Source organism: Burkholderia cepacia complex sp. TUM26381, from assembly GCF_057439935.1.
On sequence record NZ_CM172007.1, the window covers coordinates 2,990,009 to 3,004,225 of the forward strand.

Consider the following 14,217-nt stretch of genomic DNA (forward strand, 5'->3'; position numbering starts at 1 on the left):
GCCGATGCGACGGATATCGCACCGGCCACCGCGCTGCCTGCTACGTCACTCGTCCTGCTGTTCCTGCTGCGCCTGCACCTGCCGCTGCTGGATGAACTGCCGTACGTCGCTCATCGTCACGCGTCCGGTGTGCTTCGCATCGATCTCGTCGAAGTGCTTCGACACGAAACCGAGCCCGCTGCTCTGCGCCTGCGCCTTCGTCACGGCCGCGCCGTTGCTCAGCACGGTATTGCCGCCGAGCCGTGCGTCGACGCGCTGCTGCGCCTGCTGCTGCAGCGCCGCGCCGGTCGACGGCAACACCGGCGCCGCCCGCGTGGCCGGAAAGAACGGACCGTCGACACCGCGCCCGCCGTGCGGCAGCTTCACCGGCGCCACCGACTGCGGCGGCAACGCGTAGGCACTGCTCATCACGGCTCCGAGCACGATCAACGGGGACATACGCCGCATCAATTTGATTAGGGACATGATCACTCGCATTCAATGGATGAATAGAGGGTTCCTTTGACAAGGAGTCCGTCGCTTAAGGGGCCGCCGCCAGCGTCGTCGCGGCCGTCGCACCCGGGACGCTGCCGGTCGGCACGCTGGGCGGGTTTTCATCCGGCCACGGCGGCGGCAGCGTGTGCAGCGTCAGCGCCGTCGGAATCCGCGCGCCCTTGTAGAACGTCTTCAGGTCCCGCTTCATCTCCGGCCGGGCGACGTCGTCCAGGTAGATCATGTGGCCGCCCTGGAAGAAGTTCACCTGCAGCTTCGGATTCAGGCCCTTCACCGTCTGCAGCCGCGCGAGTTGCTTCTCGGTGTTGAAGAACGGCGTCGCGAGATCGTGATAGCCGTTCTCCGCGAGCACGCGAAGCTTCGGGTTCAGCTGCAGCGCACCGAGCAGATCGGGGATCGTGTCGGGCATCGGCTGGCCGTCGTGCGAGAAGTCCCAGACGCCGATGATGTTGTCGTTCAGCGGCAGGTACGTCGCGTTCGGGGCGGTATAGCCGAGGTAATCCGGCATCTGCGTCGCGAGCGCGTTCGTGAACGGCTGCGAAATCAGGATGTCGGACGGATCGCCGTCGTTCTGCAGCCGCGGATCGGAGTTCGGCAACGACACGCGTCCGTCATACCGGCCGATCGTCGTGCCGGGCAGCAGGCTCGTGCCGAACGGATTCGCGTTGAAGTAGCCGCGCAGCGCCTGTTGCGTCAGGCTCGACGGGATCGACCACAGCTTCAGCGTCGCATCGCTCGGGAACACCGGCGTGCCGAGCGCATCCGGAATGCCGAGCTGGCTCAACACCCACGACTGCGAGTACTTCTGCAGCTGGTTGTAGATCAGCGTCGTGAACAGTTCCGTCTGCAGTGCGTACAACCCCGGGTTCACCGGTGCCGGCGAGACCTGGTTGAAGTACGCCGCGACCGCCGCGTAGCCGGGCAGATAGCCGGCCACCGTATCGGTTTCGAGCAGCAGCCCTTCCGTCGACTGCGTGATCGCCACCGCCTCCACCGCATCCGCGAAGTAGTTCAGGATCGCCGACTGCAGCACGATGCCCGTCAGGTGCACGCCGGCCGATTCGAGCGCGAGCGCCAGCATGTCGGTACGCGGCGTGCCGTACGATTCGCCGTACAGGTAGATCGGCGACGTGCTGCGGCTGTTGACGTTCAGGTAGCGCTGGATGAAGTCGCGCATGATGTTCACGTCCGCATCCGAACCCCAGTACTTCTGGTTGGTGTTCGGCAACACGGCTTCCGACAGCCCCGTTCCGGGCGGGTCGATGAACACGAGGTCGGTGGTGTCGATCAGGCTGTCCGCGTTGTCGACGAGCGGATAGTTCGGCCAGTTGGTGCCGAACAGCGGATCGGGCGTAGCGACCCGCGTCGGCGCGAACGAGCCGAGCCGCAGCCAGATCGACGACGAGCCGGGGCCGCCGTTATAGACGAACGTGACAGGGCGCGGCTTGCCGTTCTTGCTCGGCGCGGTGTACGCGACATACGACATCGACGCTTCCGCATTGCCGTTCGCATCCTGCGCGGTCAGGTGGCCGGTGGTCGTCGTGTAGTTGACCGTCGTGCCGCCGCCCTTCCACTGGTAATGCATGACGGCCGCTTTCTCGGAGACCTGCGACGCGGCGAGGCCGTCGGTCGCATTCATCGAGTACGCAACCTGGTCGACGTAAGGCTGGTTGGCCGCCGGCGCCTGGTTGCCGGCCGCTTGCGCGCTGGCTTGCTGGCTGGCCGTGGCCTGCGCGAGGCTCGACGCGCCGACGGACGACGAATCGTCGCCGCCGCACGCCGCGAGCGCCAGTGTCATGACGGTCAATGCACCTAGCCCGGCCAGCCGGCCGTGACAAACACGGCGGCTGCCGGTACTGCTCCTGTCTGGTTTCATCTCTTTCCTTGTGGCTGGTTCAGATACCACTTCACAAAGGCCGCCAACGCCCGCGAAACGCGCAGGCCTACCCGCCACTCGCGTTGCACGGTCGGCAGTCGGCGGTTGGGGATGGGACTTCTCAGAGACTGAACTTGATACAGACACAGCAAACTGCTGGCGAGAATGGTGCTCGGACGCGCCCCCTGCAGTTTGGACAACTTTTATATGACCAAAATTTACGACATGACAAAAATAGGCGGTGCTGCGCCGCGTTGTCAAAGATCATTCCGATATTAAAAATCCCGCAATGATGCGAAGGGCCGCCAGTGTCTGGCATTTGAAAGAAAACGGGATTATTCGTGCAAGGTGCGCTTTATCCGCAATGCGGCGCCAAATATTTTACTTTTCTCGCACAACACGCAAGCCTTTGCCGTATTGGCACTACGCATCGAAAGCCTTCAGATCGACAGGATTTTTCTTTCATTTTTATTATCCATAATCGATTAAGACTGGATAGCGACATTCACCCGTCACTTCAGGATTCGATTCACTTCGGCCTTTCTTCAATTGCGATGCCGATGCGCATCGCGTCATCCACAAAATACCGATTTCGTTAATTCAATCCGGTATCGGCGGCATTATTTACCCGATATCCGGCCGGCATTTCCGGGCGGGCCGACGACGTGCGGCGGGGCCGCACGTCGTCAGTGACGGCACGTCAGCCCGCGATTACTTCCCGCCGCCCGGCAGCGCGATATCGATCAGCACCGGATCGTGATCCGACGAACGATACGCATCCGGCGCGTAGAACGTCTTCTGCTGTTCGGCCGACTTGTACGCGAGCGTGTACTGCAGCGCGAGCGGCTCGTCCGCGTTGATGTGCCATTCGTGCACGGCCTTCACGTGCGACGCGAGCGGCAGCGTCGCGAGCGCGTGATCGAGATAGCCGGCTTCGCCGTTGTACACGTAGCTGTACGCATTTGCGCCGATCCAGCGCGCGACGAGGTTGCGGTAGCCGCGCGATTCGAGCGTGCGGATCGGGTCTTCGTACGTGTAGCTGTTGAAGTCGCCGATCAGCAGCACGCCCTGGCCCGCGACACCCGTCGGGTTGCCTGCGAGCCAGTCGGCCACCTTCGCCGCCGCACGCGTGCGCGTCGGGTTCCAGCAGCCCTGGCCGTCGCCCTGGTCGAGATCGTCGTTCGTGGCGTCCGGGCAGTTCTTCGACTTCAGGTGGTTCACGGCCACCGTCAGCGACTGCTTGTTGCCGTTGATCAGCCGGAACGACTGTGCGAGCGGCTGGCGGTTCTTGTCGTCGATCGCGAGCGTCGCCGTGCGGCCGACCGGTTCGACCTTGCGGCTGTCGTAGATCATCGCGACCGCGATCGCATCGCCACCGAGGCGCGACACGCCCGGATCGACCACGCGCCAGTTGTTGCCGAGTTTCGCCGCGAGCTGGCGCACCGCGCCCAGTTCGCCGTAGCCGTTGTTCTGGACTTCCATCAGGCCGATCACGTCGGCGTCGAGCGCCTTCAGCGCGCCGACGATCTTCGCTTCCTGACGCTGGAATTCCTGGTAGTTCTTCGCGCCGCGGTTGTTCGGATCGTCGAAGCCGCCGCCGAGACCGTTGCCGTTGAAGTAGTTCAGCACGTTGAACGACGCGACGCGCAGGTTCGACTTCGGATCGCGTGCCGGCGCGTTCGTGCGCGGGTTCGGACGCGTGTCGAACGCCGGTACGGCCGCGCCGGGCAGCGGCTGCACGCGCCATGCGCCGTAACGCACCTCGAGCACGCCTTCGACGTCGCGCACGGTGTAGCCCGCACGCAGCGTGTTCGCGGCCGACAGGCCCGGCGCCGGGTACGGCACGGTTGCCGGGTTCTGCTTGTTCGAGCCGTCGTCGAGGATCAGGCGGTTGCGTGCGTTCGCGTCGATCTGCGTCTGCGCCTGGGCGGGCGGCACGACGCTCGTCGGCGTGCGCAGGCGGCCGTTGCTGAGCATCACGCTGCCGTAGCGGCCGAGCTCGTAGTTGTCGGTCACGTTCAGCGTCTGCGGCAGGCGCACGAGCATCCCTTCGTACGCGGCGAACGTGCTCGGGCTGTCGACCGGCAGCGTGAGCGTCGCGGGCGTGACGGTCTGGCCGTTCGCGCACACCGCGATCGCGCCCGACAGCGTCAGTTGCGTCTGCCCGTATTTCTCCTCGACCTTGCCCGTCACGTGCACGAGATCGCCGGCCTTCGCGCGCGCTTTCGGCGCATAGACGAACAGGCCTTCGGACACGCCCGGCTGGTTGCGGCGTTGCGCGTCGGCCTGCTGGACGAAGAAGCCGCCGAAGCCGTCCGTGCCGCCGAAATCGGCGGTGACGACGGCTTCGATCGACACGTTCTGGCCGGCGAGCGGCGACGGCGCGCCAGGCCCCTGGATATCGGCGATCGGCGTCGTGCTGCCGCCGCAGTTCGGGCTGACGGGGGCGGCCGTGGCGGCGAAGACCGGCGCGGCGAGCGTCGGGAGCAGCAATAGCGGGGTAAACAGGCGGATTGTCGAGCGCATGACAGGGAATCCCGGTTGTGAGGGTGGCGAAAGCTTAGCGGCGCTCAATGACAGTTTTTGGTAATCGAAAGACAGGTCGATGTAATTGTCGTTATCACGCTGCGATCGCCACCGATCGCCCGTTCGGGCCTGAAAATGCGGGGAAATCGTCTGATGAAAAACGTCTTCGTGCCCGCGACGATTGCCCCGCGTGCCTGTGCGCATGGCCCGCCGCGCTACACCGTCCCCGGCAACGCACTCGACACGAGCACGGCCGCGACCATCAGCACGCCACCGAGCACGACCGCCTCGATCCGCAACACTGCGCCGAACCGTTTCAACGAACGGGCCGGCATCGCGGCGACCGGATCCTTCAGCGCGGCCAACAGCTTCGGCATCCCGAAGAAGCGGTTGTGCCCGCCGAGCGCCGCCGCGATCAGCACCAGCGCGAACTTCAGCAGCAGGATCTGCCCGTACGTCGACGCGAGCAGGTTGGCGGGCGTGGCGACGCCGCGCCAGCCGTTGTACGCGCCGGTCGCGAACAGCACGATCAGCGCATACGTCGATGCATCGGACAGCGACTGCACGAACGATGCGCCCGCCGTGCGTTCGCTCGCGGGCATGCCGGCGAGCCGCGGCATCACGCCGAACGCCGTCACGAGCACGAGCCCGACCCACGCGCTGATCGCCAGCAGATGCAGCCAGTCGATCCACACCGGCACGCTGAACCAGCCTGCGTCCACCGGATGCCCGCCGTTGCTGCGCGCCAGCGCGACGCAGGCGAGCGCAGCCCACATCGCGAACGGAACCCGCGTGTCGTCCGCGCGCCTGACGCACGACAGCAGCACGACGACGAGCATGAACACGGCGCCGGCCAGCCAGGCATGACCGAACCCCGTGCCCGCGAGCATCGCGCAAACGGCCGGCCCCGCGTCGAGCAACGACACTTCGCTCATCAGTGCGCAGTGCGCCCAGAACGCGGTGATGCTGGCGAGCAGCGACACGACCGACGCGATGCGCAGCGTCGCGACGAGCCGCCGCCCGACGCCGTGCTGCCATGCCGACGCGCCGCGCGCGAGCCAGTGGCTGCCGAGCAGCGCACCGACGACGACGGCGAACCCGGCGTTCTGGAGCGCCACCGCCACGAGCCGCAGCAGGCCGACGATGCCGTCGTTCATCCCTTCACCCTGAAGGTATAGGTGCCCTTCGTGCGGTGCGCATCGGCCGTCATCGCAGCCCATTGCACCGTGTACGCACCGGGCGCGAGCTTCGGCATCGCGACCGTCATCACGCGCGGGTTCGATGCATCGACCTGCGCCTTGTCCTGCGTGACGGCGTTGCCGCTCGCGTCCGACACCTTCACCGAACTGAATGCCGGTTCGAGGTCTTCGTTGAAGGTGAGCCGCACGGCGTCGGGCGCCACGTCGACCGTGCTGCCCGTCGCCGGTGCGGCGCTTTCCAGCTTGCCGTGTGCCGACGCCGCGATCGGCACGGCCGCAACGAGTGCGGCCGCCGCAACGATCGCGGCCAACCGTCCGGGATTCGTGATCTTCATGTTCGCGCTCCGCGTCACGGCTTCTTCAGTTCGACGACCGTCAGCGCGCCATTCACGTCCTCGGCGACGAAGTCGATCTTGTCGCCGGCCTTGACCTGCGACAGCATCGCCGGGTCCTTCACCTTGAACGCCATCGTCATCCCGTCCATCCCGAGGTTCTCCAGCGGGCCGTGCTTGATCGTCAGCTTGCCGGCGGCCGTATCGACCTTGCGGATTTCACCGTGCGACATGCGCTGCGCCGCGTCGGCGCCCTGCTTCGCGGCGCCGCTCATGTCCATGCCGGTCATGTCGCCGGCTGCGTACGACGCGGCGGAAAACGCCAGCGCGCAACCCGTTGCCATCAAAACCAGTCCCTTCTTCATCGTGAAGACTCCCATGTGAGTGAATGAAACCCGGCGGCCGCATCGGTACGGCCACCGCGTGCTGCTGCTCAACCGTCCGGCAATTCGCCGGTGTATTCGTAGGCGACGGTGCCCTTCGGATGCCGGAACCAGCCCGGATCGCGATAGTCGTTGCGGCCGAGCCCCTGCCGCACCTTGCAGACCGTGAACATGCCGCCCATCTCCAGCGGCCCGAACGGGCCGGTGCCCGTCATCATCGGCAGCGTGTTGTCCGGCAGCGGCATCTCCATCCCGCCCATCGCGCCGCCCGTGCTGCCCATCGCCATGTAGTCGGGCACGAGCTTGCCGATGCGCTTCGCGAGATCCTGCTGCGGCACGCCGATCAGGTTCGGCACCTGGTGGCCCATCGCATTCATCGTGTGGTGCGACTTGTGGCAGTGGAACGCCCAGTCGCCCGGACGATCGGCGGTGAACTCGATCGCGCGCATCTGCCCCACCGCGACATCGGCCGTCACCTCCGGCCAGCGCGCCGCCGGCGGAATCCAGCCACCATCGGTGCCCGCGACTTCGAAGCTGTAGCCGTGCAGGTGGATCGGATGGTTCGTCATCGTCAGGTTGCCGAAACGAATCCGCACGCGGTCGCCGGCGCGCACCGGCAGCGGATCGATGCCCGGGAACACGCGCGAATTGAACGTCCACATGTTGAAGTCGGTCATCTCGTTCACGCGCGGCGTGTAGCTGCCCGGGTCGATGTCGTACGCGGCGAGCAGGAACACGAAGTCGCGATCGACCGGCATCGTGCCGCGATCCTTCGGATGCACGATGAACATGCCCATCATCCCCATCGCCATCTGCACCATCTCGTCGGCGTGCGGGTGATACATGAACGTGCCGTGCGATTCGAGCTGGAACTCGTAGACGAAGGTCTTGCCGGGCGGAATGTGCGGCTGCGTGAGACCGCCCACGCCGTCCATCCCGTTCGGCAGCCGCAACCCGTGCCAGTGGATCGTCGTGTGCTCGGGCAGCCGGTTGGTCACGAAGATGCGGACCTTGTCGCCTTCGACGGCCTCGATCGTCGGGCCCGGCGACTGGCCGTTGTAGCCCCACAGGTTCGCGTTCATGCCGGGCGCCATCTCGCGCACGACGGGTTCGGCCGTCAGGTGGAATTCCTTCCAGCCGTTCTTCATCCGCCACGGCAGCGACCAGCCGTTCAGCGTCGCGACGGGCGTGTACGGGCGGCCGTTCGGCGGCACGAGCGGCGGCTGCGTGCCGGTTTTCGCCATCGAGGGCGCTTCGGGCAGCGACGCGGCGCCGGCCTTGCTGACCATCGCCGCACCGAGCAGCGCGGCGCCCGAGCCGCTGAGAAATTGTCGACGGGACACCATGTCAATGACCTTCCGGATGCGTTTGCGTCGCGGGCGCCGGTTGCGCCGCGGGGGTGGAAGCCGGCTGCGGAGCAGCGTCGGCCCTGGATGGGGATTCGGGTGCCGAGGCGGTGTCATTCGTCGCGCGCGGCGCGGCGCCCGATGACGGCAGCCGGCCGCCGACGGCCATCTGCAGATCGGTTTCGGCGAGCCAGTAGTCCTTCAGCGCATCGATGTAGCCGTTGACCGCGCCGACCTGTTCGCGCGCATCGGTCAGCAGCTCGAACACGCTCGCCAGCATCCCGTTGTAGCGCAGCAGCAGTTCGTCGGAGATCGTCTTGCGCAGCGGCACGACTTCATCGCGATAGTGCGTCGCGACGTCGTAGCTCGTCACATACGCCGCGTACGATTCGCGCACTTCCGAGCGCGCGTCGATCGCCGTCTTCGCGAGCCGGTTCGCCGACTGCATGTAGATGGCCTCGGCGCGCGCGACCTTCGCGCCGCCCCAGTCGAACAGCGGAATCTCCACGCTGATCTCGTAGCCGTGCTCGTGGCCCTTGCCGGTCTCGTAGTTGTTCACGTAGCCGAGCTCGACCGCGTTGACGAAGCGTGTCGCCTTGCTCAGGCCGAGCGACGATGCGACGCCCTGCGTCTGCAGCTTCGCGGCCTGGATGTCGAAGCGGTTGCTCATCGCGAAGCGTTCGAGACCGGGCAGGTCCGGGCGCGCTTTTGGCAGGTCGGGCAAGCGCTCGGGCAACGCGTACTGCGTGCGCTCGCCCCACAGCCCCAGCGCGCGCGTCAGCTTCTCGCGCGCGGCCACGGCCTGTTGGCGCGCCTTAGCGTGCTGCGCGGCCGCGTCGGCATGGAACGCCTGTTCGCGTGCGTAATCGAGGCGGCTGAAGTTGCCGGCCTGCCGCATGCGCTGCGCGAGTTCGGCGGCAGCGCTCGCGGCGTCACGTACCTGTTGCGCGTAGTTCGCGGCCTGTTCGGCGGCGACGGCCTCGACATACGCGCGGCGCGCATCGGCCGCCACCTTCAGCATCGCGTCGGCCGTTTCCAGCTTGGTTTGCTCGAAGCGGCGGCGTTCGATATTCGTTGCGAGCGGCATCGTCAGCAGCGCGAACACGTTCGCCGAGAACGTGCGGCCAAGCGTCAGCTCGCCATCGCCGGCGCGCGTGCGGCTGAACGCGAAGCGCGGGTTCGGCAGCCGGCCGGCCTGCACGAGGTCGGCCTCCGACAACCCGAGTTCGGCATACGACGCCTGCAGGCCGCGGTTGTTCAGCAGCGCGACCTGCACCGCGTCGTCCATCGACAGCGGTTTCGCAAGCAGTTCCCTGGTTCGCTTGTCGACGGCTTCGCGATCGGCGTCGGTCCTGACGACCACCGCGTCTTTCCCGATGCGTTCCGATGCGGCGGACGACACGGCATCGAATCCGCCGTCCTTCGAAAACGTCGTGCAGCCCGCGAGGAACGCCAGCGCGACCGCGGCCGCGCCGATCCTCGGCGATATCGCCAGGTTCGTCATTGCGCGGCCCCTCCGTGTGTTGCATGGGCGCCGCCGTTGCGCGGCGGCGTGCCGGGCTTCGCGGGCCGCGCCGTCACGTCCCGGTTCAGTTGTTTCCAGCCCGGGCCTTCGTCGTCGCGATACGGCCGGTAGCCATCGAATGCGGACGTCACGGTGACATCCGGCACCGCCGCGGCGGCGTCCGCCGGATCGGGCAGCGGGGTTTGCGCAGGCGCGAGCGACGGCACGAAGGCCGCCGCGCTCAACAGCGCCGCAGTGATCAGTCGCATGAAAAGGTCTCGTCTTGAGTCGTCCGGCGGATTCGATATCGCCGCCGGCGCGGATTGCAGATCGCGGCCGGTCGGGCCGCGGGCCGTGTCTAGACGAGAAGCCGGCGCGGTGGCCTGTCGATGCCGCCAGTCAGGAACGACACAACGACTGGCGTCGGAGCGAAAGAGGCGATCGCGATACCGATACCCGACGCAACGGACACCGCAGGGAGATCCGCCATGCCGGTGCCGAAGCAGCACGACCCGCACGCCGGGCACGGCTGTGCATGTCGCGCATGATCGACGTGCTCATGCTGATGCCCATGCTGGCCACCGTGCGCACCCGGCATCGCATGCTGCGCGGCCGAATCATCGGCGCGTGCCGCGCCTTCCGCGTGCGGCGTAGCCACGACCGCACCAGCGCCCGCGCATGCCATCGACACGGCCGCGAACGACTGGATCGGCAGGCTCAGCGCCAGCAGCACGACGAGGACGAATTTGCGCCAGTACGACATGGATGCGGAATCAGGCAGGCAATGACCGGATGGGCCGGCACGGCGCCGCAATGGCGCGCTCCGGAGACACGACGGCCGCAGCTTATCGCCGGCGCGGTGACGACGACATGGCCGAAACATGACCGGATTTTCATGAAACGCGGGCTACGCAGCGTGCGCGCTCCGTGACAATCCCGTCATCCGGCGGTCATCCTTCGCGCACGCGCGGCGCCGTAAGCTCAGGCGTTACACTGACCGGCTGGAATCACGGACAGCCTGCCTTACCATGCGGATACTGATAGTCGAAGACGAACCCAAGATGGCCTCGTACCTCCGGAAGGGGCTGATGGAGGCGAGCTACACGGTCGACATCGCGGAAAACGGCAAGGACGGGCTGTTCCTCGCGCTGCACGAGGATTTCGACCTCGTCGTGCTCGACGTGATGCTGCCGGAGCTGGACGGTTTCGAGGTACTCAAGCGGCTGCGCGCGCAGAAGCAGACACCCGTGCTGCTGCTCACGGCGCGCGAGGCGATCGAGGACAAGGTCGCCGGGCTCGAACTCGGCGCCGACGATTACCTGCTCAAGCCGTTCGCGTATGCCGAATTCCTCGCGCGCATCCGCTCGCTGCTGCTGCGCGCGCCGCGCAACGTGCGCGAGCTCCTGCAGGTTGCCGATCTCGAGGTCGACCTGCTCAAGCGCCGCGTGCGGCGCGCCGACACCCGCATCGACCTGACCGCGCAGGAATTCTCACTGCTGCAGTTGCTCGCGGAACGCGAAGGCGAAGTGCTGACGCGCACGTTCATCACGTCGCAGATCTGGGACATGAATTTCGACAGCGACACGAATGTCGTCGATGCGGCGATCAAGCGCCTGCGCGCGAAGATCGACAACGCGTACGAGAAGAAGCTGATCCACACGATCCGCGGGATGGGCTACGTGCTCGAGGATCGCTCGTGACCGCGAGCCCGGCGTCGTATTCGCTGCTGCGGCGCCTGACGGTCGCGTTCGCCGTCGTCGCCGCGCTCGTGTTCGCGCTGACCGGCGCGTATCTGTACCGTTCGCTGTCCGCAGAACTCACGCGGCGCGACGACATCGAGATCTCCGGCAAGCTCAACCAGTTCCTGCAACTCTCGCATGCCAGCGGATCGACGGCCGCGCTGCGCGCCGATCCGGCCGTGTTTCATGAAGTGCTGCTGTCGCACCCGGGCGTCTATCTCGGCATCTACGACGCGCAGAACCACCCGCTCGTCGAGCATTCCGACGAGGCCGGCAACACGCTCGCTTCCGTCATCGCGGCATCGCATCCGGCCGGTGGCAGCGCCGGCCCGTTCACCTGCTCGCCATCCGGCATCGGCACGTCGCGCTGCGTGTACGCCCGCGAAACGCTGCCGTCCGGCGAAGCGATCCAGGTCGCGCTCGCGCGCACGGCGACCGACCGGCATTCGCTGCTCGAAAGCTATCGTGTCGACATCTGGCTCGCGGCGGCCGTCGGCGCGCTGCTGGTCGGCGCACTCGGCTATGCGGTCGCGTCGCGCGGCCTGCGCCCGGTCGAGAGCCTCGGCCGGCAGACGTCGCGCATCGAGGCGCACAACCTGAACGCGCGCCTCGACGCGCGCGGCGGCCCCGTCGAGCTGCGTGAACTCGCGACGTCGGTCAACCGCATGCTCGACCGCCTCGAACGCGCGTTCGTGCGGCTGTCGCAGTTCTCGTCCGATCTCGCCCACGACATGCGCATGCCGCTCGCGAACGTGATCAGCTCGTCGCAGATTACGCTGTCGCGTGCGCGCTCGACCGAGGAATACGAAGCGCTGATCGATTCGAACATCGAGGAATGCGAACGGCTGCAGCGGATGATCGAGAACATGCTGTTTCTCGCGCGCACCGACAATGCGCGGCAGCACCTGAAGGCCACCGCGCTCGACGCGGGCAGCGAACTGCGCCGGCTCGCGTCGTATTTCCAGGCGCTGGCCGACGAAGCGGGCGTGCGCATCGACGTGCAGGGCGAAGCGCCGGTCATCGCCGACGCAACGCTGTTCCGGCGCGCTGTGAGCAACCTCGCGTCGAATGCGCTCGAACACGCGGAAGCCGCGTCGACGATCGAGCTGGCCGTTTCGACGCAAGGGAATTTCGCAGTCGTCGAAGTGACGAATCGCGGCGTCGCGATTCCGCCCGAACAGGTCGAGCGGATCTTCGAACGCTTCTACCGCATCGATTCGTCGCGGCACGGCGCGGCCCGCAATGCGGGGCTGGGGCTCGCGATCGTGAAGTCGATCATGGAACTGCATCGCGGCAAGGTCGAAGTCGCGAGCCGCGACGGGCGCACGACGTTCGCGCTCTACTTTCCGCGCAGCGTGGAAGGGCAATCCGGTTAGCGATTCTCATTCACGACGTTCACGTGACGTCACCCCATGCCGATTGCTTTCCGATGCGGCAAGCGTGCCCGCCATGCACGCGCCTTTCCTCATCCGATGCAGGGATATGCACACGCAAGCTTGCCGAAAGCAATCGGCTCGGCTAGACTGCCCTTCGTCTTTGGGGAGTAGCCTGCTTTCCGTCCCCCGGAAAGCGAACGCGTCAACACACTCGGCCTGCGGCCGTGGCGCGTTCAGCCGGATCGGCTTGGCGAGACCATAGGCGCATCGCGTCGTTCCTGGTCGGACGTCGGCGGATGCGCCATGGTTCGTCAGCGTCCGACCACGGAGTCCCCATGTTCCCCGCAACCTTCTCCCCGCGCTCCCCCGCCCGTTACGCACGTGCCTGCGGAGGTGCCGCATGACCTTCATGTTCCTCGAACTGGCGTTCATGCTGATCGTCATCCTCATCGCGGCCGAGGTCTTTACCAATGCGCTCGAACATCTCGGCGAACGCCTGAAGATTTCCGAAGGCGTTACCGGTTCGCTGTTCGCGGCCGTCGGCACCGCGCTGCCCGAAACGATGGTGCCGCTGCTCGCACTGGCCGGCGGCACCGCGAACCAGGCCGTCAACGAGGAAATCGGCGTCGGCGCGATTCTCGGCGCGCCGCTGATGCTCGCGACGCTCACCACGTTCCTGATGACGCTCGCCGTGATCCGCTCGCGCGGGCTGCGCGGCACGATCGCACCGGAGCGCACGGGCTTCGTGCGTGACATGAACTACTTCCTCGCAGCCTTTTCGCTGGCCACCGCCGCGATGTTCGTCCCGCATCACAACTGGGCCGTGCGGGCACTGCTCGCCGCGATGCTGGTCGGCATCTACGTGATGTACGTCGTGATGACGTTCCGCGCATCGACCCAGCTCGTCGATGCCGGGCACGGCACCGAAGCGCCGCATGCGATGTTCCTGTCGCGTCTCGGCCTGCCGACCAACCTGGCGACGATCGCGCTGCAGTTGCTGATCGGCCTCGCGTTGCTGATCGCCGGTGCGAAGGGCTTCATTCACGGCGTGGAAGGCGTGTCGCACGTGCTCGGCATCTCGGCGCTGCTGCTGTCGCTGATCATCGTGCCGATCGCGACGGAGTTGCCGGAGAAGGTCAACAGCGTGCTGTGGATCCGGCGCAAGAAGGACACGCTCGCGTTCGGCAACATCACCGGCGCGATGGTGTTCCAGGGCACGCTGCTGCCGGCAATCGGCATCATGCTGACGCCGTGGGAGCCGCGCCCCGAAGTGCTGACCGGCGTGATCATCACGCTCGCGGCGGCCGCGTGGCTGCGCTTCAATGCGCGCACGCGCGGGCTCGCGATCTGGGCGCTGCTCGCGAACGGCGCGGGTTATGCGGGGTATCTGGTCCTGACGCTGACGCGTTGATGCTGATGCCCTGACGCCAGGAACGGGCGCGCC

At 66.5% G+C, this 14,217-nt stretch carries 13 protein-coding genes and 1 riboswitch; of the genes, 4 read left to right on the plus strand and 9 right to left on the minus strand.

The features are described 5' to 3' along the window. Positions 1–45: 45 nt before the first annotated feature. The 9 genes from ACWMMN_RS30175 to ACWMMN_RS30215 all read right to left on the minus strand — a co-directional run bounded on the left by ACWMMN_RS30175 (position 46) and on the right by ACWMMN_RS30215 (position 9,927). Positions 46–477, minus strand: coding sequence for a hypothetical protein (locus ACWMMN_RS30175; RefSeq protein WP_059237757.1), 432 nt, complete (start codon positions 475–477; stop codon positions 46–48). 43 nt (positions 478–520) lie between these two features. After that, positions 521–2,368 (minus strand): S10 family serine carboxypeptidase-like protein, encoded by a 1,848-nt coding sequence (locus tag ACWMMN_RS30180; protein WP_174993335.1) that lies wholly within the window; start codon positions 2,366–2,368, stop codon positions 521–523. Positions 2,369–3,079: 711 nt separating this feature from the next. Further along, positions 3,080–4,894, minus strand: coding sequence for an ExeM/NucH family extracellular endonuclease (locus ACWMMN_RS30185; protein ID WP_486423550.1), 1,815 nt, complete (start codon positions 4,892–4,894; stop codon positions 3,080–3,082). A gap of 215 nt (positions 4,895–5,109) precedes the next feature. Continuing rightward, positions 5,110–6,051 carry a copper resistance D family protein gene (locus ACWMMN_RS30190; protein ID WP_340625385.1) on the minus strand — a complete coding sequence of 314 codons (942 nt, stop codon included), beginning with the start codon at positions 6,049–6,051 and terminating at the stop codon, positions 5,110–5,112. Further along, the gene (copC, locus tag ACWMMN_RS30195) at positions 6,048–6,428 is read right to left on the minus strand and encodes a copper homeostasis periplasmic binding protein CopC (RefSeq protein ID WP_256086836.1); all 381 of its coding nucleotides are present in this window, start codon (positions 6,426–6,428) and stop codon (positions 6,048–6,050) included. The genes ACWMMN_RS30190 and copC overlap by 4 nt, the downstream gene beginning before the upstream one ends. 14 nt (positions 6,429–6,442) lie before the next feature. Beyond that, positions 6,443–6,790 carry a copper-binding protein gene (locus tag ACWMMN_RS30200; protein WP_340625386.1) on the minus strand — a complete coding sequence of 116 codons (348 nt, stop codon included), beginning with the start codon at positions 6,788–6,790 and terminating at the stop codon, positions 6,443–6,445. A gap of 68 nt (positions 6,791–6,858) precedes the next feature. Continuing rightward, complete coding sequence (locus tag ACWMMN_RS30205) at positions 6,859–8,154, minus strand: multicopper oxidase family protein (protein WP_340625387.1); 1,296 nt, start codon at positions 8,152–8,154, stop codon at positions 6,859–6,861. Between the two features lies 1 nt (position 8,155). Next, positions 8,156–9,658, minus strand: coding sequence for a TolC family protein (locus tag ACWMMN_RS30210; protein WP_486423551.1), 1,503 nt, complete (start codon positions 9,656–9,658; stop codon positions 8,156–8,158). Then, on the minus strand, positions 9,655–9,927 hold the full coding sequence (locus ACWMMN_RS30215; protein WP_342705673.1) for a hypothetical protein: 273 nt from the start codon (positions 9,925–9,927) through the stop codon (positions 9,655–9,657). The genes ACWMMN_RS30210 and ACWMMN_RS30215 overlap by 4 nt, the downstream gene beginning before the upstream one ends. A gap of 275 nt (positions 9,928–10,202) precedes the next feature. On the opposite strand from ACWMMN_RS30215, the gene ACWMMN_RS30220 reads away from it, so the two are divergent. From ACWMMN_RS30220 to ACWMMN_RS30235, 4 genes are all read left to right on the plus strand, one after another. Continuing rightward, positions 10,203–10,589 (plus strand): hypothetical protein, encoded by a 387-nt coding sequence (locus ACWMMN_RS30220; protein ID WP_486423552.1) that lies wholly within the window; start codon positions 10,203–10,205, stop codon positions 10,587–10,589. A 97-nt stretch (positions 10,590–10,686) separates the two neighbouring features. After that, positions 10,687–11,358 carry a heavy metal response regulator transcription factor gene (locus tag ACWMMN_RS30225; protein ID WP_486423553.1) on the plus strand — a complete coding sequence of 224 codons (672 nt, stop codon included), beginning with the start codon at positions 10,687–10,689 and terminating at the stop codon, positions 11,356–11,358. After that, positions 11,355–12,773 (plus strand): heavy metal sensor histidine kinase, encoded by a 1,419-nt coding sequence (locus ACWMMN_RS30230; RefSeq protein WP_486423554.1) that lies wholly within the window; start codon positions 11,355–11,357, stop codon positions 12,771–12,773. Before ACWMMN_RS30225 ends, ACWMMN_RS30230 begins: the two co-directional genes overlap by 4 nt. A gap of 150 nt (positions 12,774–12,923) precedes the next feature. Then, positions 12,924–13,100, plus strand: a riboswitch (yybP-ykoY riboswitch). A gap of 73 nt (positions 13,101–13,173) precedes the next feature. Next, positions 13,174–14,184, plus strand: coding sequence for a sodium:calcium antiporter (locus tag ACWMMN_RS30235; protein ID WP_486423555.1), 1,011 nt, complete (start codon positions 13,174–13,176; stop codon positions 14,182–14,184). Positions 14,185–14,217 lie beyond the last annotated feature (33 nt).